The organism is Streptomyces sp. NPDC006012, from assembly GCF_042871185.1.
In the GTDB taxonomy this organism is placed as follows: domain Bacteria; phylum Actinomycetota; class Actinomycetes; order Streptomycetales; family Streptomycetaceae; genus Streptomyces.
Window position 1 is genome coordinate 147,188 of sequence record NZ_JBIAIE010000018.1, and the last position, 20,898, is coordinate 168,085.

Annotated in this window: 18 protein-coding genes and 3 pseudogenes; 9 read left to right on the plus strand and 12 right to left on the minus strand. The window is 68.2% G+C overall.

Features of this window, described 5'->3' with window-relative positions; genetic code table 11:
• Positions 1 to 95 precede the first annotated feature (95 nt).
• A complete protein-coding gene (locus ACFYPJ_RS27045) occupies positions 96 to 608 on the plus strand; it encodes a DUF5994 family protein (protein ID WP_389022245.1) in 513 nt (170 codons plus the stop codon).
• Between the two features lie 135 nt (positions 609 to 743).
• On the plus strand, positions 744 to 1,937 hold the full coding sequence (locus ACFYPJ_RS27050) for a PP2C family protein-serine/threonine phosphatase (protein WP_389022248.1): 1,194 nt from the start codon (positions 744 to 746) through the stop codon (positions 1,935 to 1,937).
• 46 nt (positions 1,938 to 1,983) lie between these two features.
• Here ACFYPJ_RS27050 and ACFYPJ_RS27055 read toward each other — a convergent pair whose 3' ends face one another.
• The 5 genes and pseudogenes from ACFYPJ_RS27055 to ACFYPJ_RS27075 form a co-directional block, all read right to left on the minus strand.
• A complete protein-coding gene (locus ACFYPJ_RS27055; protein ID WP_389022251.1) occupies positions 1,984 to 2,466 on the minus strand; it encodes a DUF5994 family protein in 483 nt (160 codons plus the stop codon).
• A 385-nt stretch (positions 2,467 to 2,851) separates the two neighbouring features.
• Positions 2,852 to 3,379: a flavodoxin gene (locus ACFYPJ_RS27060; protein ID WP_389022254.1), complete on the minus strand. Its 528-nt coding sequence runs from the start codon at positions 3,377 to 3,379 to the stop codon at positions 2,852 to 2,854.
• A 271-nt stretch (positions 3,380 to 3,650) separates the two neighbouring features.
• Positions 3,651 to 4,502 carry an aldo/keto reductase gene (locus ACFYPJ_RS27065; RefSeq protein WP_389022257.1) on the minus strand — a complete coding sequence of 284 codons (852 nt, stop codon included), beginning with the start codon at positions 4,500 to 4,502 and terminating at the stop codon, positions 3,651 to 3,653.
• A 40-nt stretch (positions 4,503 to 4,542) separates the two neighbouring features.
• Positions 4,543 to 5,072: pseudogene (locus tag ACFYPJ_RS27070) on the minus strand (alcohol dehydrogenase catalytic domain-containing protein).
• Positions 5,073 to 5,135: 63 nt separating this feature from the next.
• Positions 5,136 to 6,113: an aldo/keto reductase gene (locus ACFYPJ_RS27075; RefSeq protein WP_389022259.1), complete on the minus strand. Its 978-nt coding sequence runs from the start codon at positions 6,111 to 6,113 to the stop codon at positions 5,136 to 5,138.
• A 217-nt stretch (positions 6,114 to 6,330) separates the two neighbouring features.
• Between ACFYPJ_RS27075 and ACFYPJ_RS27080 the strand changes: the two genes are divergently transcribed.
• Together ACFYPJ_RS27080 and ACFYPJ_RS27085 are read left to right on the plus strand one after the other, a co-directional pair.
• The gene (locus tag ACFYPJ_RS27080; protein WP_389022262.1) at positions 6,331 to 7,233 is read left to right on the plus strand and encodes a helix-turn-helix transcriptional regulator; all 903 of its coding nucleotides are present in this window, start codon (positions 6,331 to 6,333) and stop codon (positions 7,231 to 7,233) included.
• 70 nt (positions 7,234 to 7,303) lie between these two features.
• Positions 7,304 to 7,885: a site-specific integrase gene (locus ACFYPJ_RS27085; RefSeq protein ID WP_389022265.1), complete on the plus strand. Its 582-nt coding sequence runs from the start codon at positions 7,304 to 7,306 to the stop codon at positions 7,883 to 7,885.
• Positions 7,886 to 7,994: 109 nt separating this feature from the next.
• On the opposite strand, the pseudogene ACFYPJ_RS27090 reads toward ACFYPJ_RS27085, so the two are convergent.
• The 3 genes and pseudogenes from ACFYPJ_RS27090 to ACFYPJ_RS27100 all read right to left on the minus strand — a co-directional run.
• A pseudogene (locus ACFYPJ_RS27090) lies at positions 7,995 to 8,160 on the minus strand (VapC toxin family PIN domain ribonuclease); the annotation flags it as partial.
• The gene (locus tag ACFYPJ_RS27095) at positions 8,150 to 8,380 is read right to left on the minus strand and encodes a prevent-host-death protein (protein ID WP_389022267.1); all 231 of its coding nucleotides are present in this window, start codon (positions 8,378 to 8,380) and stop codon (positions 8,150 to 8,152) included. The gene ACFYPJ_RS27095 and the pseudogene ACFYPJ_RS27090, both read right to left, overlap by 11 nt.
• 243 nt (positions 8,381 to 8,623) lie before the next feature.
• Positions 8,624 to 9,357 (minus strand): annotated as a pseudogene (locus ACFYPJ_RS27100) (tyrosine-type recombinase/integrase); the annotation flags it as partial.
• Positions 9,358 to 9,786: 429 nt separating this feature from the next.
• On the opposite strand from ACFYPJ_RS27100, the gene ACFYPJ_RS27105 reads away from it, so the two are divergent.
• Positions 9,787 to 11,148, plus strand: coding sequence for a hypothetical protein (locus ACFYPJ_RS27105; RefSeq protein WP_389022270.1), 1,362 nt, complete (start codon positions 9,787 to 9,789; stop codon positions 11,146 to 11,148).
• Between the two features lie 193 nt (positions 11,149 to 11,341).
• On the opposite strand, the gene ACFYPJ_RS27110 is transcribed toward ACFYPJ_RS27105, so the two are convergent.
• The gene (locus tag ACFYPJ_RS27110) at positions 11,342 to 12,073 is read right to left on the minus strand and encodes a ferritin-like domain-containing protein (protein ID WP_389022273.1); all 732 of its coding nucleotides are present in this window, start codon (positions 12,071 to 12,073) and stop codon (positions 11,342 to 11,344) included.
• Between the two features lie 576 nt (positions 12,074 to 12,649).
• Positions 12,650 to 13,327, minus strand: coding sequence for a GAP family protein (locus tag ACFYPJ_RS27115; RefSeq protein WP_389022275.1), 678 nt, complete (start codon positions 13,325 to 13,327; stop codon positions 12,650 to 12,652).
• Positions 13,328 to 13,767: 440 nt separating this feature from the next.
• Here ACFYPJ_RS27115 and ACFYPJ_RS27120 point away from each other — a divergent pair, with 440 nt between their 5' ends.
• From ACFYPJ_RS27120 to ACFYPJ_RS27130, 3 genes are all read left to right on the plus strand, one after another.
• The gene (locus ACFYPJ_RS27120) at positions 13,768 to 14,532 is read left to right on the plus strand and encodes a hypothetical protein (RefSeq protein WP_389022277.1); all 765 of its coding nucleotides are present in this window, start codon (positions 13,768 to 13,770) and stop codon (positions 14,530 to 14,532) included.
• 121 nt (positions 14,533 to 14,653) lie between these two features.
• Positions 14,654 to 16,006, plus strand: a complete 1,353-nt coding sequence (locus ACFYPJ_RS27125; protein ID WP_389022280.1) for a Dyp-type peroxidase — start codon at positions 14,654 to 14,656, stop codon at positions 16,004 to 16,006.
• 127 nt (positions 16,007 to 16,133) lie between these two features.
• Positions 16,134 to 17,246 carry a catalase family protein gene (locus ACFYPJ_RS27130; RefSeq protein WP_389022283.1) on the plus strand — a complete coding sequence of 371 codons (1,113 nt, stop codon included), beginning with the start codon at positions 16,134 to 16,136 and terminating at the stop codon, positions 17,244 to 17,246.
• 309 nt (positions 17,247 to 17,555) lie between these two features.
• On the opposite strand, the gene ACFYPJ_RS27135 is transcribed toward ACFYPJ_RS27130, so the two are convergent.
• Together ACFYPJ_RS27135 and ACFYPJ_RS27140 are read right to left on the minus strand one after the other, a co-directional pair.
• Entirely contained in the window at positions 17,556 to 17,756 is a 201-nt protein-coding gene (locus ACFYPJ_RS27135) for a hypothetical protein (protein WP_389022286.1), read from the minus strand.
• Between the two features lie 285 nt (positions 17,757 to 18,041).
• On the minus strand, positions 18,042 to 18,809 hold the full coding sequence (locus tag ACFYPJ_RS27140; protein WP_389022339.1) for a hypothetical protein: 768 nt from the start codon (positions 18,807 to 18,809) through the stop codon (positions 18,042 to 18,044).
• Between the two features lie 599 nt (positions 18,810 to 19,408).
• On the opposite strand from ACFYPJ_RS27140, the gene ACFYPJ_RS27145 reads away from it, so the two are divergent.
• Positions 19,409 to 20,623, plus strand: coding sequence for a glycoside hydrolase family 19 protein (locus ACFYPJ_RS27145; protein WP_389022288.1), 1,215 nt, complete (start codon positions 19,409 to 19,411; stop codon positions 20,621 to 20,623).
• The last annotated feature ends 275 nt before the right edge of the window (positions 20,624 to 20,898 follow it).

A 20,898-nucleotide genomic window follows, 5' to 3' on the forward strand; every position in this document is an offset into this window, starting at 1 on the left:
TACCGAGAGCTTTTCGGGCGCACGACCACGGCGGCGCCGTTCCCGGCGAGTGACAGACACCGGCAGCCGGAGGCCGCCTGGGACGGGATCGCACCATGGACGCCATCACCAAGCCCTCCGAAGGTCCGGCACCAGGTGACGGACACACCTACCGGATGCCCTTGCCCCGGCTGCGACTCACGCGGGACGCCAGCCACGGCCCTCTGGACGGGGCGTGGTGGCCACGCTGCGCCGAACTGGAACTGGAGCTGCCCGCGCTGGTCGGCTCCTTGGACCCGGGCGTCGGCACCGTCACCCATGTCACCGTGGGGACCGCCGCCTGGCCGGATGCCCCGCAGAAGGTGATGGCGCCCGCGCATGTGATCGAGGTGGTCCTGACCGACCTCGCCGCCGAGGCGCATGCCATCACCGTGGACTGCGGCACCGTGGGGCGCTGGGAACTGCTGGTGATCCCACCGGACGAGCCGGCCGGAACGGCTGCCAAGCTGCTGATCGCTGCCGCCGCCCCCGGGAACTCGCTGTCGGCTCCGCGCCTGCTCGCACTCGCCGAGTGCGGCCCCGACGGCCAGGACACATGGGAGTCGGAAGGAGGAGCCGGACTCAGATGAGGAGCCCCATCCGGTCGGGCCCACATGCCCGGCCGATCCGGGCGTCTACGACCCCTCGATGGAGCGATGACACCGGCAGACCCTGCGTCGTCCCAGCCCGCCCCCTGGCCGGCCCGGCCCGTGGCGGGTGAGTGGATGACGACCGGACGGCGCCCGGACCGCTCCGAGAGCTTCGGGGAAGCTCTGCTGGGCGAGGTCCTCGATCGCGCGCACGAACTGCCGCCCCATCTCATCGGGCCTTTGGTCGCCGACGTAATGGAGCGGCTCGGGGGCCGCCGACCGCAGGTGCTGCTGCAGGACTACGGACAACTGCTGCTGGTACCCCTGCCCGGCGACGGCCTCACGGAGGGCGAACCGCAGGTGATCGACGACTCCGAGGCGGGCCGCTGTTTTCTCGACTCTCACCCCGTCGAGCTGCCCGAAGACGACGGCGTGCGGGTCCACCTGCCGCTGCTGGACGGCGGAGACCAGGTCGGGGTCATGGCAGTGACGTTTGACGGCGTCGATGACCACGACCGCCGTATCCTGCGCAGGCTCGCCAGCCTGGTGGCCGACCTGCTGGTGACCAAGCACGGCTACTCCGACCTCTTCTTCGGTGTCCGACGCGGTGAACCGATGAGCATCGCCGCGGAGATCCAGTGGTCCCTGCTGCCACCGCTGGCGATGATCATGCCTCGGGTCGCCGTGGCCGGGATCCTGGAACCCGCCTATAACGTGGCGGGGGACAGCTTCGACTACGCCCTAAACGGAGACGTCCTGCACGTGGCCATGATCGACGCGATGGGCCACGGCCTGGACGCGGCCACGATGGCCACCGTGGCCATCGGTGCCTACCGCCACGCCCGCCGCGCCGGCACCGGACTGCCGGAGATCTACGACTTCATGGACCGCGCTGTGGCGGACCAGTTCGGCCCCGAGCACTTCGTGACCGCGCAGATGCTGCAACTGGACACCACGACGGGACATCTTCAGTGGGTCAACGCCGGGCACCCGTCACCGATGGTCGTCCGTGATCATCGTGTCGCCCTCCGGCTGACCGGTCCGACGACCCTCCCTGTCGGCTTCGGCGGTCCCGAGCCGCAGATGTGCGAGATGAAGCTCGAGCCAGGGGACCGCCTCCTCTGCTTCACCGACGGATTGATCGAGGAACACGCGACGGGTGAAGATCAGTTCGGAGAGACCCAACTGATCAGCTGGGTGGACCAGTTGGAGAGAACCGGCCGCGGGATCCGGACGGTGGCGCGCTCCTTGTCCCACGCGCTCAAGCGGGCGCGGGGCGGACACACCACGGACGACGCGACGCTGCTCCTGGTGGAGTGGCGCGGCTGACCTCACCGGTGTCGTCCGGTGTCGCTCCGCCGCCCACGGCTCGCTCTCAGTCCGGCGGCACCTGTGCGCTTCCGGTGTCGATGAGGATCTGTTCCGCCCGGGTGACGTTGTCGGCCCGGACGGCCTGAGCCATCGCGGCGCGGGCGGCCTCGGGTGCCGCGTCCGGCGGAACCACCAGCAACGAGAAGATGTCCTGATCGCCGCGAGTGATCAGGACGGTGTCGTCGCCCACCGGAAAAGAGTCGATGCGCACCACCCGGTCCTCGACGACGATCCGCGTCGGGAGCCCTTCCCAGGCCGCGACGTCCAGCCCGACGCGCGTGACGGGGCCGAGGTGGCCGGTGAGGGCGCTCAGCAGCGCGGGCAGCTCGGCACCGATGTCGCGCGACCGCGGCCACCACGCACCATCGAGGACACCCTCACGTGCCTCCGTGGTCTCCAGCCGAAGCAGCGCACACCCCGGCTGCACGGCCTCGTGAACACCACTGGGCAGATGCCGGGAAACAGGCCGCGCATCGGAGCCGGTCATGAGGATCACCCGTCTTCGGGAATCGGTGCGATCAGGGACTCGTCTCGCCGCTCCCACACTACTTCTCGTACCACGGGCCTCGATGTTTCCAGAGCCGCCCTTTCCCGGGCAGCCGGCCAGTCCCCGAACCGGCTGTGTGATCGCGACCATGCCACGCTCGCACCACGAAGTCCTTGCGCTCCCACAGACCCGGTGCCCCGGCATCAGCCTTCGTGAGGCACTTGCACCCTTGTGTATAAGCGGTCAGTGACCGGTTTCGAGAAGGGCAGTACATCGAGGCTGGGTTGGTGTACCGAGTCACCTCACCAGCGACGTGGCAGATCCACCGAGGCTGCGGCGAATGTGCCTGCCATCCGGTCGGGCCGTGGTGTGCTCGGCGGGGTGGTCACCGGACGGGCAACCTGATGCGTCGCAGCCAGGTCTCGACTTCGGTGTCGGCGCCTTTGACCTCTTCGCCGCGTACCGCGAGACCCTCGGCGATGGTTGCGCCGGGGCAGGAGGCGGCGTAGTCGCGTTCGGTGGTGCCCAGGCCGCTCACGGCGTAGGTGGTGACCGGGAGGATGGTCTTGCCGCGGAAGTCGAGGGCTTCGGTGAACGTCGTCATGATCATGGGTGCTCGGACGTTCCAGATGGGGCTGGCCAGGAGGATGGTGTCGTAGCCGTCGAGGGAGGGCAGGCGGCCTTCGACGGCAGGGTGGGCGTCGGTGTCCTGCTCACGGAAGTTGCGCTGGACGGTGGCGTCGTAGTCGTGCGGGTAGGGGTCGGCGGCCTGGATGCGATAGGTGTCGCATGTGATGCGGCTGCCGATCTTGTTGGCCAGCACCTCGGTGTTGCCGACCTTCAGGTCGGTACGGCCGCCGTAGTAGTAGTTCTCGCCCGGGCGGGAGAAGTAGGCCAGCAGGACTCGTTTCACGTTGCTTCCGGTCGTCGCGGCGGACTGGGAGGAGGTGGGGATGCCGGACCGCGGTGAGGACGGTGAGCAGCTCCGCCAGGTAGGTCGCGCTCAAAGCGGCGGTTGCGGTCAGCAGCGCGCCGCGCAGAACGGTGCACCGGCCCGGCGGGGCGCCGTGCTGCTGTGGCTTGATCATGGTGGGCGGCTCCCGGTGAACCGTGGAAGCCGGGCGGGTGCCCCGGGCATTCGCTTGAGGGCATCCGCGGCCGGCGAGGGGCAGTGGGTGAGGCGTTCAGCTGTCCAGGCGGCGCCCTGCGAGCCAGGCGACCATCTCGGGGTCGTGGTGGTCGAAGAACAAGGAGCGGCCGGTGTCGAGGGTGGCGATCTGGGCCATCTGCTCGTCGGTGAGCTCGAAATCGAAGACGTCGATGTTCTCGGCCATGCGCTCGGCGCGTACGGACTTGGGGATGGCGACGACGCCGCGCTGGGTGAGCCAGCGCAGGACGACCTGGGCGACGGACTTGTCGTATGCCTTCCCGATCTCGGCGAGCAGCGGGTTGGTGAACAGGTCGTTCTTGCCTTCGGCGAAGCCGCCCCAGGACTGGATCTGCACCCCGTGCTCGCGCATGAGGTCCTGGTAGTCGGCGCGCTGGAAGAAGGGGTGAGTCTCGATCTGGTTGACCTGCGGGGTGATGTCGTTGTTGATGATCAGGTCGATCAGCCGGTCGGGATAGAAGTTGGCGACCCCGATCGCCTTCGCCGCCCCCTCGCGGTTGAGGGCCTCCATGGCGCGCCACTGACCGTAGACGTCGCCGAAGGGCTGGTGCATCAGGTACAGGTCAAGGTGATCCAGGCCCAGCTTGGTCAGGGACGTCTCGAACGCGCGGCGGGTGTTGTCCTCGGCGGGGGCATCCTGGACCCACAGCTTGGTGGTGACGAACAGCTCCTCGCGCGGAATGCCGCTGGACTTGATCGCGCGGCCGACGGCTTCCTCGTTGCCGTAGGCGGCGGCGGTGTCCAGCAGTCGGTAGCCGGCGGCCAGTGCCTCGGCGACGGCGCGCTCGGTGTCCTCGGCAGGGATCTGGTAGACGCCGAAGCCGAGGATCGGCATCTCAACGCCGTCATTGAGGGTGACAGTCTGCATGAGCGGGATGTTCCTTAGCTGTGCGGGTGAGGGCGGGTGGTCAGGGGCGGATGAGGGCCTTGAGGACCTGGCGGTCGGCCATGGCCCGGTAGGCGTCCGGTGCCCGGTCGAGGGCGAATTCCTGGTCGAAGACGCGGCCGGGGGCGATCGTGCCGTCCAGGACGTCGGGCAGCAGTGCGGGGATGTAGGCGCGGGCGGGGCTGGCGCCGCCGGTCAGGGTGACGTTGCGCATGAACTCGGCCCGTACCGGCCGCCGTTGCGGCACGAGATGTGCAGGCCCTTGGCGCAGTAGTCGCAGGTGTTGTCGCTGTAGGTGAACGAGGCGACGACCAGATCACCGGCCTTCAAACCGGTCACGTCCGCGCCGGTCTCCTCGACGACGCCGAGGAACTCATGACCCATGGGGCGGCCGGTGCCGGTGGCGGGCATCGACGCGTAAGGCCACAGGTCACTGCCGCAGACACAGGACGCGACGACCCGCACCACGGCGTCGGCGGGCTGGACGATCTTTGGGTCGGGCCGGTCCTCGACGCGGACGTCGCCGGCTCCGTACATCACTGCTGCACGCATGAAAGGTGTTACTCCAAACGAGGGGCGGGGGCGCCACGCGAAGCGCGGCGGGCCGGGGCGGGGTCAGCGTTCGAGCATCTGCGCCTGGGCCTCGGTGTGGGTGTCGCCGGCGGCGGGCGGCAGGCTGGAGAGCTTGTCGAGCTGCTCGGCGGTCAACGCGAGGGCATCGGCGGCGGCGTTCTCCTCGACCCGGCTGACGCGCTTGGTGCCGGGGATGGGGGCGATGTCGTCGCCCTGAGCGAGCAGCCAGGCCAGCGCTACCTGACCGGGCGTGGCACCGGCCTCGTCGGCCAGGGCCTTGACCTCGTCGACGAGCGCCAGGTTGTGCCGAAAGTTCTCACCGGTGAAGCGGGGGTTGTCGCGGCGGAAGTCGTTCTCGTCGAACTGGTCGGTGGAGCGGACGGTGCCGGTCAGGAAGCCGCGGCCAAGCGGGGAGAAGGGCACGAGACCGATGTTCAGCTCCCGCAGGACGGGCAGGACACGGTCCTCGATGCCGCGGTTGAACAGGGAGTACTCGGACTGCACCGCGGTGACGGGCTGGACGGCGTGGGCGCGGCGGATCGTTTCCGGGCCGGCCTCGGAGAGGCCGAAGGCGCGGACCTTGCCCTCGTCGATCATCTCCTTCACGGCGCCGGCGGTCTCCTCGATCGGCGTGTTCGGGTCCACCCGGTGCTGGTAGCACAGGTCGATGTGGTCGGTGCCGAGGCGCTTGAGGGAGCCCTCGATCGCGGTGCGGATGTTGGCCGGGCTGGAGTCCAGGTTCCACGCGCCGTCGCCGCCGTGCGAGACCAGGCCGAACTTGGTGGCCAGCACCACCTTGTCCCGTCGGCCCTTCAGCGCCCGGCCGAGCAGTTCCTCGTTGGTGTAGGGGCCGTAGATCTCGGCGGTGTCGATGAGCGTGACGCCCAGCTCCAGCGCTCGGTGCACGGTCCTGATCGACTCCGCGTCGTCGGTGCCCGAGCCGGTGTAGCCGTGGGACATGCCCATGGCGCCCAGCCCGATCCGGGAGACCTCCAGGTCACGCAGCTTGATGTACCGCATCTCGCCCTCTTCCGATCATGGGTGTCGCCTGGTCTCTCACTTTCGCCCGGCCCGGCAGGTCGTGCCGGTTGAAGCCCGGGCGGCGCGAGGGGCCGGCGTCTTCCTCATTCGCCTTCGCCCGGATTCGCTCGGGTGTGGCAGGGCGGGCTCTTCGGGGGTAATGGCAGGGCCCCCCTCCCGCCCGCGTAGCGGGTGCCCGGCGGGTGAGACTGGAGTCATGGCATCCGAGAGCGCGCACAGCGAGGGCGCCGAGCTGGGCCGCTTCCTGCGCGCCCGCCGCACCCAGACCAATCCCGAACACGCCGGCCTCACCGTCGGCGCCGGCATCCGCCGCACCCCCGGCCTGCGCCGCGAGGAGCTGGCCACCCTCGCAGGCATCAGCATCGACTACTACGTACGCCTGGAACGCGGCAAGGAGACTCGCCCCAGCCCCGCCGTCCTCGACTCCCTCGCCCGCGCTCTGCACATGGACGACCAGGAGCACCAGCACCTGCGTGAGCTCGCCGCCCGTGCCGCCCGCTACGCGCCCGAGCCGCCCCCGGCCCCGAGCCGCACCGTGCGCCCCCACCTGAAGCTGCTGCTCGAGTCGCTGCGCCCGAACCCGGCCTACGTCATCAGCCGCAGCATGGACATGCTGGCCTGGAACCCCGGCGGCCTCGCCCTGTACGCGGGCCTGGACGACTGGCCGGCCAAGCACCGCAACCTCGCCCGCTACCTCTTCCTCCACCCCGCGGCCCGCAACCTCTTCAGCGACTGGGACCGTCAGATCACCGGCTGCGTCGCCTGGCTGCGCGCCGTGGCCGGCACCGCACCTGACGCCCCCGACCTGAGCAACCTCGTCGGTGAGCTCCTCCTCAAAAGCCCCGACTTCTCACGTCTGTGGGAACGCTACGAAGTGACCGGACGCAAACCTGCTGCCAAGACGTTCCGCCACCCCCAGGTCGGAACACTCACGCTCACGTCGCAGTCCCTGCACGTGGAAGGCACCCCCGGCCAGCGCATTGGCGTCTATACCGCCGAGCCCGGTAGCCCCGACCACGATGCGCTGCTTCTGCTCGACGTGACTGCGCCGCCTGCCGCCAGCCCCACGCAGCGGGACGCGGCACGTCGACAGAGCTGAGCGCCCCGCCCGTACTGTGGCAGGAGCGAGAGCCGCGACTTACCAGTGCCCGCGACTGCGCCCGGACGGCTTGCCGTTCCTGCTGTCGCCGCGGTTCGAGTACGACGTCGCGCTCAACGCATACTTCCTTCAGGCGAATCTGACGGCTCCGTGGAACAGCAACGCCAATCGGGCCAGAGCCCTGGCCCGGTTCTTCACGTTTCTGCATACCGCGCGCGGTGGGAAATCGTGGAGGGCTGCCACTGAGGCAGATCATCTGGCGTTCCATCAGTGGCGCCGCCGGGACGAGACGGGACCTTGCGTCGGGGGCAGTACCTGGAATCGCGAAGTGGCGCTGGTCAACCAGTTCTACGCGTGGGCCGTGCGGCAGGGACACGTCGCGGCGGTTCCGATCCCGCATCGCGCCGCCCACCCCGCGCCGATGGGGTCGGTCGTCCGGCCCACCGGCCCCTCCACGGTTCCGGCGACCTACGCGCATGACGAGAACGGGAAGCGCATCGAGTGGATGCCGTCGGCGACCTACCGGCTCTGGCGGGATGTGGGGCTTCGCGGCTACGGCCCTGACGGACTGCCCGCGGACCGGTTCCGCGGCCGGTGGGCGGCCCGCGACGCGACGTTCAGCGACCTCATGGTGTGCACGGGCTGCGGCTGAGTGAGCAGGCCAGCGTCACCGTCTTTGAAATCCCCACCAGCCCTGCCCTGGGCGGATACCAGCGGTTCTGGCTGCCCGGGGCGATCGCGAAGAATTTCTCCGCCCGGTGCTGCTCGTCGCGACGGACCTCGTGCGGACCGGCGGACAACTCGGCCAGGGTGATGGCGGTGATCGCCATTTCGTCCGGCAGTTTCCTCGGAAGCCACCCACCGGCGCAGAATCATGGTGTCGGTGTCGAGGAGCCCCTGCTCGTACGGCGAGCGGTCAGCGGGCACAGGGATCGTCCAGGTAGGTGTCGGCCGTGGCGTCCTGGTCCGCATGGAACGTGTCGAGGCCGATGTCGGGAGCGGTCCTCGACATCGCGGCGAACTCCTGACGGGAGACGAACCGACGACGTCGCCGCAGAGGGACGAGCTGACCGATCGGGTGTCCGTCATGGGTAACGGTGAACGACTGGCCGCCCTGTGTGGCGTCCCGCCGGAACGGATTCAGCACACACGAGAACGGGAAATCCCGCGAACAAGCGAGAACTACGGAGGGGCATCTGACCAGGTCAGCCGTCCTGCGGTCAGCCTTCATGCAGGTCAGGGACCTGACCAGGGAAAACTCCTAAAGCGGGTGTCGCAGGTTTGAATCCTGCCGGGGGCACACGGCCAAGGGCCAGTTCAGAGGCTTGATCCTCTCGAACTGGCCCTTTCGCGTGATCACGGCCGTGCCACACACGTGCCACAAGGTTCGCTAGGAGTCCACATCACCCCGTTCCTTGCGGATCATCGAGCCGAGCCGATCGGCGATCTCACGGTCACGGCCGTTGACCATGTGCTGATAGATCAGCGCCGCTCGGGGCGTGCTGTGGCCCATCCGGGTCATCAGCTCACGCAGGCTCGCACCGACGCCGCGAGGGTGTTCCCCGTATGCCGAAGATCGTGGAAATGTGCGTCTGTCGTGACCTCGGCATCCTTCCTGGCATTGATCCAGTCGTCTCGGAAGTTGCTCCGCCGCAGTAGGACGCCCTGAGGCCCGAGGAAGACATGTCCGTCACGACCACGCCCGGCGTAGGCGTCGAGATGCCGCTTCACGTCCGGCGCGAGTTCGGTCGGGAAGGCCACCGGCCGGACCCCGGCATCTGACTTCGGCGCCTTGTCGAAAAGCGCTCCCGTCTGCGTTTCCGCCTGTGAGCGTCGGACCATGAGCGCCGCATTGTCCGTGTCGACGTCGCGGCGGCGGAGCGATGCCAGCTCCCCGAACCGCAGGCCCGTGAAGGCGGCCAGGAGGACGAGGAGCCGATAGCGCGGGGCGATCGAGTCGGCCACGGCGAGGACTTCGGCCACCGTGAGGACGGGCCGCTCTGGCACGTCGTAGCGGTCGGCGCCCTTGATGCGGCACGGGTTGCGCCGGATCAACTCGTCATCAACGGCCGTGCTCAGGATCGCCCGCAGGATCTGGTACGCCTTGACCACCGTCGGCGCACCGGTCCGCGTCAAGCACCCGTCGTCACTTCGCTCCTCCGGGCGGGCACACAGTGCATGAAGTCAGAACACGTCGTGGCTGGGGCGGTCGCCTCCACGGCTTTCAGGCAGCCGCTTTGGCGCGAGCCTCGAAGATCACGGCCCCAACGCCGTGCTTTACCGGGCAGATCCACAGACTGCCCGACGCGCCGGAAGCTTACGGGGCCATGATCACTCGCGCCAAAGCAGTTCCCGCCCAAAACCCGCTCCGCCGACCTCATCGGTACCCTGCGGATCCCTGCTCCGAAGGGATCGGGATTGGAAGACCGCACGCGCTAACCGAGATGCCCGACACCGCGCGTAGCAGCAAGCGGGTGGCCCACTGACAGGCTCGGCGGGCCAACCGGCAAGCCGCGTCGCGGGTGTGTCGGCGGCTGGCCCTAGGGTGCCCCCGTGAATGTGGATGATCTTCAGTGGCAGTTGAGCAACCTCGGCGGCGTCCTGCCGCGGATCGTGGACGAGATCCTCGAACGCGGCGGCCTGGAGGCCCTAGTGGAGGCGGCACGGGAGCGTGAGGACTGGTTCTGCGCTGCGGGTGCGGTGCGGGGGTTGTGTGCGGTGGAGGAGTTCGGACGGGCCTGGACGGTGGTGGAGCCGTTCGCGGCTACCGGCTGGCAGCCGGCGGTGCGGGCGGGCGCCGACGTCCTGTTGCGGTGGGGCCGCGTCGACCAGGCGCTGGAGCTGGCGCATCCCAAGAGGCCGCAGGAAAACGCGGTCGACGCGTGGCGGGACTACGCCGAGACGCTGGTCCGGGCCGGGCAGGTGGACGACGCGATCGGCGTACTCGGCCCGCACCTGCGCGGCGGGCGCCTGCTGGGGGCCCTGGTGGAGATGACCGAGGGCCAGGGATGCGACGAGCGGGTGTTGGAGCTGCTGGCCCCGATCGCCGAGGAGGTCCGGCACGACCCGAAGCAGTGCGACGACCTGTGGGGTGCCCTCCCTGCACAGGCCCGGGTCTTGGAGCGGTCCGGCCGGGCGGACCAGGCAATCCGGCTGCTCGGCGCGGACATGGCCGCACGCCGGTACGGGCCGCAGAACAACGTCAAGTTCTATGCCGAGCTGCTGGCCCGACACGGTCGGGTCGAGGAACTTCGCGACCTTGCCGACACCCAGAGGTACGCCGCCGTAAGCCCGTACGTGACGGCCCTGGAGAACCTGGGCCGAGTCGGGGAAGCGGAGGCGTACCTGCGCGACCTCATCGCCGCCGAGCATCCGGGCTGGCACGAGAGCACACTGATGGGACTGCTCATCCGTCAGGGCCGGGTAGACGACGCGATCGAGGCGGTGGAGCACACGTTCGACGACCTCTACGACGGGAACCTTCTCCAAGCGACCCTGGTCGTGCTCGCCGACCGGGGCCTGCACGACAGGGCCCTTGGACTCACGGAAGGGCGCAGCCCCGAATTCCTGGCGGAGAACGATGAGTTCTGGCTCCGGTCCAACCGGTGGTGGCTGATGGGAGAGTCGGGACGCGCCAGGGAGGCAATTGCGGAGATCCAGGCGTTGCCGGCCGACAAGGTGGAGGACCGCGAGCTGACCATCGCCTGGCTGCTTGCCCAGGACGGCCGTGTCGAGGAGGCCATCGCCCTCCTACGCCCGTTGCCCGGCGAACGGGCCGCGACCGACCTGGCCGAACTGCTGATCCGGCAGGGCCGCCTCACCGAGGCCATTGCCGTCATCCCCGACGTGGCCGCCCAACGGGAGGAGAAACGACGCCACCAGCCCGGCAAACCTGAGCGACCGAGCAGCCCATAGTTCGCATCGAGGAGGTCACCAGCGCAGGTCCCCGTGCCACTCTCGTGCCAGAACGGGCGGGGGATCAGAGGGAATCAGGGGGCGCAGGGGGACGCGCCGCCGAATCTGCCCAAGGCAGTGAACCCGCAGGTCAGGCTTGTGACCACCTCATCTCGCTCCTGAAGAGGTGGTAGGAAGCGGTGGGTTGTCTCTTTCAGCCCGCGCTTGTCCATGCATCTGGGCGGGGCACCAGCACTGCGGAGACCACCGCGTGGGACGAGGCCATGACATCGCCCACGAATCGCAGGCGCCCGATGTCGAGTCGGCGCAATGCCGGACCGTGGTCGGCGGCGACGACGAGCGAGACCGCGAACAGAAGAAGTCGCCACAGGGCCATCACCGGGCGGCGCACCGCGCGGGGCAGCTCCGCCAGGGAGGCGTGCAGCCGCTCGCAGTGGAACGGCACGTGACGCTCCTCGTCGGACAGGATCCGCCCCGCCACATCCGAAGTGAGCGCATCGCCGGTGCCATCGCGCAGGGCCCGGTAATAACGCAGTGCCACTACTTCCGCGATCATCAGCACCAGCAGTTCCATGCGCAGGCCCATGAGACGCCGCAGCCGTACGAAGACCGTGTCGCTCCAGTGCGCAGTCAACGTCGGCACGCCTCCGGCAGCCAGCAGCCGCGCAAGCAGACGGGCGTGGTTCTGTTCCTCGGCAATGAAGAGACGGACAGCGAGCCCGTAGTCGGCGTCGCCGGCCTGGTCCGCCTTGCTGACGAGGTTGGCGCCGTCACCGTCCTCGCCGACCTGGAATCGCTGGATGCTGGCCCACACTGCCGGATGCAGCGTCGCGTTTTGTCCCCAGTCCGGATCACCCTGGGCACGCCTGCGCTCGCGCTCGTCCTCGAACCGCCTTGTCCACTTGGCGAAGCCGCCCGTATGCACCCGGTCTCCCCTCTCCGGAACACGGCCACCGTGCCCCGGAGAGGGACGACGCAGGCGGACACCAAACCGTTCCACGGCTGCCAGGCGCCCACAGCTCACAGATTCACCTGCGCGCGCCGGGCAAGAGGCCTGCCGGTCCCCTCGTGAACAGCCACTTCCCAGTACAGATTGACATCAGCAGCTGACATCAACGTCGTCGGGCAACGATGAATCCGGGCAGTCATGAAGGGATCAGCAACCGCCCTCAAACACGACTACGAGCAGCCCCACACCCTCCGCTGATCGAACTCCTACAGCGGGTGTCGCAGGTTCGAATCCTGCCGGGGCACAGAGAAACATCAGGTCAGAGGCTCCATGGACCCTCCACTGACGCCGCGGAGGGTCCTTGGTGTGCTCGATGGGAACATCCCAGGAATGCATTGGTGAGTGATGTGGGAATTTCGCACTGCTCATACGGTAGGAGAATTCGGTGAAGTTTCCCCGCCACCCATCGGCCGTCCCGACGGCCTCGCCGCCTTCTAGCTCTCTGTCGCCCGTCTGTGATCGGACCAGACCGCCGCACGTGGGTAAGGTCCGTCAGGAGGTGAGGATGGAGATGCCGTCTCCGAGCAGCTTCAGCCCGAGGACGAAGAACAGGGCCGCCATCACAGCGACATGGTGCTGAGCTGCCCAGTCCTTCCAATTGCCGAGCGTGGTTTCGGCTCGCTCTCCTCCAAGCAGGTAGACCCCCAGGGGGGCCAGGAGGCCGAGGGCAGCGATCACGACGAAGATCACCAGCGACGCGATCTCCTGCCCGACCGGCAGTCCCGCTGAGCCGATAGCGGCGCCTGCGGCAATGGTCAGCGGTGCGTTCTTGGCGTTGAGCGCGGCCAGAGCCGTTCCGAGTCCGAGCACCTTGCCCGGCGAGAGGCGGTCCATCGCGCCCATCCATTTCGGCAGCTGCGCTTGCGAGGGGTCCCTGGGGCGCCGATGCCACTGCCGGGCGCCGAAGGCGACGAGGAGCACACCCAGAGCGATTTTGAGAGCTCCCACCCAGGTGGCCGGGTGATGATGGCCGGAGGCGCCTGCAGGGGAAGCGATCGCCAGCATCACTGCCCCCAGCGCCGAGAGCCCCAGTAGCCAGCCGACGGTGAAGAGGACCCCGTTGAGACGTCCCCGAGGCGTGGCGAGGATGAGGATGACTGCGATGATCGGGAGCGGGCTGATCGCGACGCCGGCCGCAAACCCCAGCACGTCACCGAGAACTTTGCCCATGATTGCCTCCAGGTGGGGTCAGGGTGGCGATCGCGTTGAGCAGGTTCGGCGGGAGCGGGCGATCCGGCCGCCTGACGTGGAGCAGCGGATCGTCGTGCGCGTGCCCTGGGGTGCGTAACAGGAGCCCTGACCGGGTCGCAGCCTGTCGGAGGCCTATCCGCAACGGCTCGGCAGTCTCCTTTGAGCCCGGTCGAGTTCCAGACGGCAGCCGAGGGTCCTGCCGCACCGTCCGGCTTACGGCAGCCGACGCGGCTCTTGGACGGAGTGGCGGGGGAGGCGGTTGCCCGAGAGAGTGACACGGCCTGCTCGGCAGGTCTGACTCCATTTTCCTGCGCCTTTACGGATCTGTCCTCAGGAGCTTCTCAGGTTGGAGACGATCTCGGCCTGACGATTGCCTGCGGGCGCACCACGTAAACGGTACGTAGCGGGATCGTGCCGGGATGGAACCCGAACTGATCAGGCCGGGTTTCGCATCCGCCATCGGCTCATCACACCAGCCGTTGCCGGAATGCGAGGCGGCACAGGCGGGCTCAGGATTGGTGGTGAGGGCTATGGGACCTCGTACCGGGGCGCCTGACGGCTCTCGAACCGATCCGTGGCAGGAGAACCTGATCATGACTCCGACATCGGACGCGGCCCGTCCTGCCCATCCTGAACACCCCGGCAGGACGGATGGCGTCTGCAACGAATTCACCGTTTTCACGAAAATCAAACCGGGCGAGGCCGATGCGTTGCGTGCGGATCTCGCCACGCTCGCCGACGCGGCGGATGACGAGAGGGTTCATGCAGCGGTGCGCCAGATCGGCACACTGCATGACGCACGGCATGTAATTTTCGACAACGACACCCGGTTCATGTTCGCCAGTGTCTTCGACGGCTCCTGGGACACCTACATCGACGACTTCGCCAAGACGGTGGTCGGGGCCCGCTTCGACAAGGTCTTCTCGCACAGCGAAGGGTTCCCCGGTATCCACGACCCAGGGGTGAAGGAATGGTTCCTGGCCCACCAGGAGCCCGCGGGAGTCTTCGTCAGTGCCTATCCCGATCTGACCGTTCAGCAGATCTTCAAGGACCAGCGCGTGGACGACGCGTTCCAGGAGGTGCTGGATACCGCCGAGTTCCGGGCGGCGCTGGAGAACCCGGCCAATGCAGAGCTGGTGTCCACGCCTGCTTTCCAGAAGCTGCTGGAGGTAGCCGCAGGCTAGGCGGCCTGGAACGTATGACCGCAAATCCCGGCCGACCCGACATCACTGGACCGCGTCGGCGGGCGCGGGGCCGCCCATGTGGGGCTGCTCAGGCTGACACCGATGTGGAGCACAAACCACTATGAACACGACGGGAAGCAGCAGCGCGGGCGTCGTACGCGTCGAGATCGACGACATCCAGAGCGGAGCACTGCGCCCACGGCCCGCGCCCTACCAGGGGAAGTACATCTTCCTGCGCGTCGATGACCGCCACGCCGGACGCGCCCTGCTGCGGCGGCTGCTCCCGCTGACCGCGGCTGGTCTGCCCGAGGTGGACCCGAGACGGGATGCCTGGGTGGCGGTGGCGCTCACCTATCAGGGGCTGGAGGCACTGGGAGTGCCGCAGGAGTCACTGGACAGCTTTCCGCGGGCGTTTCGCGAGGGCATGGCCGCTCGGGCGGAGCTGATCGGTGACCTCGGTGAGAGTGCGCCGGCCCATTGGGAGAAGCCATTCGGCACGGGGGACGTTCATATCGCGTTGAGTGCCCTGTCCTCCGATGCGGCGCAGCTGGACAAGGAACTGGAGCAAGCCCGTGTCGCTTACCAGGACACGCCCGGTGTCCAGGTGATCTGGCAGCAGGACGTCCGCCAGCTCCCGACCGGGCGGACCACCTTCGGATTCCGTGACGGCATCAGCCATCCGAACATCGAGGGCGTTGGACTGCCCGGCTCCAACCCGCAGGAACCCCCCATCAAGGCCGGCGAGTTCATCCTTGGCTACCCCGACGAGACGGGCAACCTGCCGCCCATGCCCAGCCCCGATGTGCTGGGGCGTAACGGGACCTACGTGGCCGTCCGCAAGATCCACACGAACGTTGCGGCCTGGCGCCGGTACCTGCGCGCGAACAGCTCCAGTGCCGAGGATGAGGCACTCCTGGCGGCGAAGATGGTCGGGCGCTGGCCGAGCGGGGCGCCGTTGACGCTGTCGCCGGAGCACGATGATCCAGAGCTGGCGGCCGATCCGCGGCGCAACAACAACTTCCTGTACCGGGAGAACGACGACCGAGGGTTCCGGTGCCCCGCAGGTGCGCACATCCGGCGCACCAACCCCCGCGATTCCACCATCATCGGTGACGCGCGGATGCACCGGCTCATCCGCCGCGGCACCACCTATGGTCCGCCGCTTCCGGAGAGCATGTTGGAGGACGACGGCACGGACCGGGGTCTGGTCGGTGTCTTCATCGGGGCCCACCTGGAACGACAGTTTGAATTCATTAAGGCCGAGTGGGTCAATGACGGAAACTTCATCGGCTACCCCGGCGAAAAGGACCCGGTAGCCGGACATCACGGCGGAACCGGCACTGTCACCATCCCGGAGAAGCCGGTTCGGCGTCGCCTGCGGAATCTGCCCAGCTTCGTGGTCACCCGCGGCGGTGAGTACTGCTTTCTGCCGGGGCTGCGCGCCCTGCGCTGGCTCGCCGAACTGGAGAGATGAAAGCAGTACCACCCTTGAGTCTCCACCCGCTCTCCATGGAGAGGCCGAAGCCATGGCAGCACAGTTCGTCCGCTACACACCGGACGTCGAAGACAATGAACCGGCCTTCGAACAGAACCTGCGGACCGTGATCGAGAAGACCGAGAGTTACATCACCGAGTCCGTCAAGGCCGGCGGCGCAGGTCGGGCCCTCCGAGACGCCCATGCCAAGGGCTACGGACTGATCCGAGGGCAGGTGGAGATCCTGAACGGAATTCCCCCCGAGTACGCCCAAGGAATCTACGCCACTCCGGGAACCCACGACGCGCTCATCCGCTTCTCCAACGGCTCGCCTCACGCCGGAGCCGACGCACGACTGGGCAGCGCCACCGGACTGGCGCTGAAAATTTTCGGCATCCCCGGCCCGACCCTGTTGGAAGACGAGCCGGACACAGGAACATTCGACTACACCAACATCAACGGACCCGTATTCTTCTGCAACACAGTCGAGCACTACCTGTTCATCCAGGAATTGTTCCTGAACGCGCCGGCCTACTTCTCCCAAGGCCGAACCGGCGCGCATCGCTTCTTCGCCGACTTCGTGACCGGAAAAGGAACCCTGGACCAGGACAACTGGGCATGGGACGAGTTCCTGGCCTTCCTGCGTCTGTCCAGGATCCCCCCTGCCAACGTACTGCTGTCGACCTACTGGACGATGGGCGCGGTCAGGCACGGGGACTACATCGCCAAAGTGCGCATCGCGCCCGACCCGCGCTCCGCCGCAGCGGTGGTCCGGCGCACCATCGACCCGGCCTCCGCAGCGGAGGTCTTCCGTCCGGCGCTGGAAGCCGAGTTGCAGGAGCGGCCCTACACCTTCGACATCCAGGTGCAACTCTGCACCGACCTGGAGCGGATGCCGGTGGAGGACACCACGATGGAGTGGCCCGAGCAACTCTCCCCGTACGTCACGGTGGCCACGCTGCACTTGCCGCAACAGGACATCTCCGGCCCGGAGAACCTGGAGAAGATGGACGCGCTGTCCTTCACACCGTGGCGGGTGACCGCCGAGCACACCCCCTTGGGCAGCATCATGCGGGCCCGCAAAGAGGTCTATCGGCACTCCTCCATACTGCGGCACACCCTCAACCAGCAGCCGCGCACAGAACCGCATGGCGCCGACGAGGTGTTCGGCCCGGCCCACCACGACGATGCATCAGCGAACGCAGACCACTCTCCCGGCTCAACGCCGTCCCCGGCCTGACCACAGCTGCACATCATCTGCGGTGTTCACTGATTCGTGACAGACCGGTTTCGACCCCGCCGCCTTCGCCCGTCCGGTCCGCGCCGCCCGTCACGGCGGCGTCCCCGGCGGCTTGGCAGTCGCGGGCTCGTGCGCGACGGTGTTCGGGAGCTTCCGCCCGCCGCGTGCTTCCGGGCCGACCCGGACCCAGACCTAGACCTAGACCTAGACCTAGGGTGCCCGATGGGTCGGCACGGTCCCTGCGACTCTCCCGGCTACGCGGTGGCGGTGGCGCCCCGCGGCGCGTGGCTGCGGGGCGCCTTGTGGGGTCTAGTCGACCGGCTGCCCGTCGTGCGTACCGCCCTTGCAGCGGTTTTCCGTCAGATCGGGGGTTCCGCCGCCCTGCTTGCACTCAGAAGGGGTGACGTAGGATGCGGCACCCTGTGCGGTGGCGGTGGCGGCTCCTGTGAGGCCGAGTCCGGCGAGGGCTGCCGTGGCGATGACGGCGGCGAGGATTCGTCGAATGCGCATTCGGTTCCCCTTTCACGGATTTCCTCGGTTGGGGCACTAGCCAGCTTGATCCTCACCCATGTGGGTGGCACGTCACGTTGCGCCATTCGGGTGGCCTCGATGTCGCTCACTGCGCCCCTGCCGACGGACACCGGCCGACTGCCTCGACCCCACACCTTGATGACCGTGCTTCCTGTCGATCACCCTGGCGTCGAGGGCAGCGACGAAGACGAAGGGGACACGATCGAGCAGGACTGCGCCGTCGCCATCGCTCCATAGCGCCGGCGCTGTCCGTAGCGCCGGCCATCAGTAGCGGTGGCCGGGCCAGTGCGGGTCCGTCCAGCGGTCCTCGTCGGTGAGTCCGAGCAGCCGTATCCGGTGCTGCAGATCCGTCGGTGCGCCCGACTCGCGGAGCCGCACCGCAGCGTGGTCGAGGAGCCAGGCGACCAGGTCGGCGCGTATCTCCTCCTCGTCGTTCTCGTACCACCTGACGTCCCACGACAGTCGGTCACCGAGGAGGTCGTACTCCCACTCGGCGACCGCCTCGGCGAGACGTCGGTCGCTGAGGTGCCCGGTCTGCTTCTCCCAGTCGGCGAGCCAGGGGCCGACCGTTCCGGACGCCTCCGCACACATCGCGAAGACCTGGTGTGCCGGGACGGCCGCATCCGGATCGGTGAGGCTCTGCACCCACCAGGCATGCAGGAACTCGCGTACCGGACCGGCGTGCTCGTCGGGCCACTGCTGCCAGTGGCCGCGGGCGAAGGAGAACCCGGCCTCCTCCAGCTCGAACAGAGGCTCCGCGCGACCGGCGACCAGGACCGTGGCGAACTGGGGCAGGATGCGGCGGAGCACGGCCGCGTGATCGGTCCAGTCGATGGCCTGCCAGGTCCGGTGCAGGAGGTCCGGCTCCAGTTCCACGTCCGGCGTCTTCAGAAGGGAGAGCTCCTCCGAACTGCCCCAGTGGCAGTCGCAGTTGCTTTCGTCGGGATGCGCGGTCATGCCGGCGAAGGTGACGGAGAGGCTGTCAAGGGCGGCGCTGAGGCGGCGGCGCGCGGGATGCTCGGCGAGATTCATGGGTGCCATGCCTTCGAGGACTCCGGCCGGCTTCCGTCGGCCGAAGGTTGCGACTGTACCCGGTGAGGCGCACCGGCCGCTCTGGGAAATGGGTGCGGACCGCGGTGGGCCGACAGCGACGGTGCGGGGCGCCGAGCCCGGATCTGCTCGGATTTCTCCGTCGTCGTCCCCGGGACGCGTCCGTAGACCGTCCCGTCCCCGGGACGCGTCCGTAGACCGTCCGGCCCTGGCGGACCGGGGGGTCGTTCATTCTCGATGTGCGCGTCGGGGACGGCCTGTTGCTGTTGTGCGGCGATGGGCTTCGGTGCCTGTCCGGTCGGTACGGCGGGACCCGGTGACGGAGTCGGGCACCCGATCGCCTCGCCCCTTCATGTGCACCATTTCATTTGAACCATTCCTCTCCCAAGCCCGTTGCGATGTTCGCGGAAGCGCGTACGAGGCCGTGCCGGGACGGGGTGCCGTTGGGAGAGGACAGGGGGAGGCGGCCCGCAGGTCTGGCGGACGGGCTTCGTGACGGTTGGTGAGAGGCGGGGACCCGGCAGCCCGCGTCCGTGGTTTCCAGCCGCCTCCTCAGCACAGCTCATCAAGGAGTGACATACATGATGTTCACCATCCCCCGCTTGAGAGCGCACCTGACCCGACGCAACGTCGGCGTCGGCGTGGCGCTAGGACTCGTGCTGGGTACGGTCGGCGCCGGGATCGTGCTCTCCCAGCCGTCCGAGGTGTCCCTGGCGGGCGAAGCGGTGGGCAGTCAGATCACCGGCTTCGCCGACAAGTGCATCGACGTGGCCGACGGCAACAGCACGAGCGGCACGCAGGTCCAGCTCTACGACTGCAACGGCACACCGGCCCAGCAGTGGTCCAACCCCGGTGACGGAACTCTGCGGGCGTTCGGCAAGTGCCTGGACGTCCGGTACGGCAGCACCGCCGACGCGGCGGACGTACAACTGTGGGACTGCAACGGCACCCCCGGCCAGCAGTGGGTGATCACCGAGGCCAAGGACATCGTCAACCCGGCCGCGAACAAGTGCCTGGACGTGCGCGCTTACAACAGCGCCAGCCGCACCCCCCTCCAGATCTGGCCCTGCCAGGGTGCCGCGAACGAGAAGTGGAACGTGTCCGCGGGCGGCACCTCGTCAGTCCCCGACACGCAGAAGCCCGCTCCCGCCCCGCCGGTCGACAATGGGCCCACGTCCGGATTCGTCGTCACTGAAGCGCAGTTCAACCAGATGTTCCCGAACCGCAATCCCGTCTATACGTATGACGGGCTGCTGGCGGCACTGAGCGCCTACCCCGCCTTCGCCAACACCGGCGACGACACGCTGAAGAAGCGGGAAGCCGCCGCCTTCCTCGCCAACGTGAACCACGAGACCGGCGGTCTGGCGCACATCGTCGAGCAGAACACGGCCAACTACCCGACCTACTGCGATGCCGGCAAGCCCTTCGGTTGTCCGGCAGGCCAGGCGGCCTACTACGGCCGCGGCCCCATGCAGCTCAGCTGGAACTACAACTACAAGGCCGCGGGTGACGCGCTCGGCATCGACCTGTTGAACAACCCGGGTCTGGTGGAGAGCGACTCCTCCGTCGCCTGGAAGACCGGCCTGTGGTACTGGAACACCCAGACCGGCCCGGGCTCGATGACACCGCACGACGCCGTGGTCAACGACGCCGGCTTCGGCCAGACCATCCGCTCCATCAACGGCTACCTGGAGTGCGACGGCAAGTACCCCGCCGAGGTGCAGAGCCGGGTGGATTCCTACGTGGGCTTCAGCCAGATCCTCGGGGTCGATCCGGGAGGCAACCTCTCCTGCTGAACCTGAGCGCGCCGACCGCCGTCCCGTGACGGAACAGGCACCGGAGGGGCCGTACCGGCGGATCCAGTGCCCGTCGCACGGTGTCAGCGGCCGGTGTCCCGGCACCCAAGCACGTGACGTGGCCCCGCGATCCGGCCGTCGTGACGCGCATCCGGGTCGGGGGCCATGCAGGAGATCCGGGACATGGTGAAGGACCGGTTGAACTCATGGCACTGCGGGAACAGGGCGCCCGCCCACCTGCGGGGGTTTCCCGGGCACATACGCCCGGGAAACCC

What these genes read in the sequence shown, in the direction of transcription:
- ACFYPJ_RS27045 (WP_389022245.1), top strand. Translation starts at nt 96, where the DNA reads ATGGACGCCATCACCAAGCCCTCCGAAGGTCCGGCACCAGGTGACGGA.
- ACFYPJ_RS27115 (WP_389022275.1), bottom strand. Translation starts at nt 13,327, where the DNA reads ATGGGCAAAGTTCTCGGTGACGTGCTGGGGTTTGCGGCCGGCGTCGCG.
- ACFYPJ_RS27080 (WP_389022262.1), top strand. Translation starts at nt 6,331, where the DNA reads ATGGCATCCGAGAGCGCGCACAGCGAGGGCGCCGAGCTGGGCCGCTTC.
- ACFYPJ_RS27055 (WP_389022251.1), bottom strand. Translation starts at nt 2,466, where the DNA reads ATGACCGGCTCCGATGCGCGGCCTGTTTCCCGGCATCTGCCCAGTGGT.
- ACFYPJ_RS27065 (WP_389022257.1), bottom strand. Translation starts at nt 4,502, where the DNA reads ATGCAGACTGTCACCCTCAATGACGGCGTTGAGATGCCGATCCTCGGC.
- ACFYPJ_RS27145 (WP_389022288.1), top strand. Translation starts at nt 19,409, where the DNA reads ATGATGTTCACCATCCCCCGCTTGAGAGCGCACCTGACCCGACGCAAC.
- ACFYPJ_RS27125 (WP_389022280.1), top strand. Translation starts at nt 14,654, where the DNA reads ATGAACACGACGGGAAGCAGCAGCGCGGGCGTCGTACGCGTCGAGATC.
- ACFYPJ_RS27140 (WP_389022339.1), bottom strand. Translation starts at nt 18,809, where the DNA reads ATGAATCTCGCCGAGCATCCCGCGCGCCGCCGCCTCAGCGCCGCCCTT.
- ACFYPJ_RS27135 (WP_389022286.1), bottom strand. Translation starts at nt 17,756, where the DNA reads ATGCGCATTCGACGAATCCTCGCCGCCGTCATCGCCACGGCAGCCCTC.
- ACFYPJ_RS27075 (WP_389022259.1), bottom strand. Translation starts at nt 6,113, where the DNA reads ATGCGGTACATCAAGCTGCGTGACCTGGAGGTCTCCCGGATCGGGCTG.
- ACFYPJ_RS27050 (WP_389022248.1), top strand. Translation starts at nt 744, where the DNA reads ATGACGACCGGACGGCGCCCGGACCGCTCCGAGAGCTTCGGGGAAGCT.
- ACFYPJ_RS27120 (WP_389022277.1), top strand. Translation starts at nt 13,768, where the DNA reads ATGGAACCCGAACTGATCAGGCCGGGTTTCGCATCCGCCATCGGCTCA.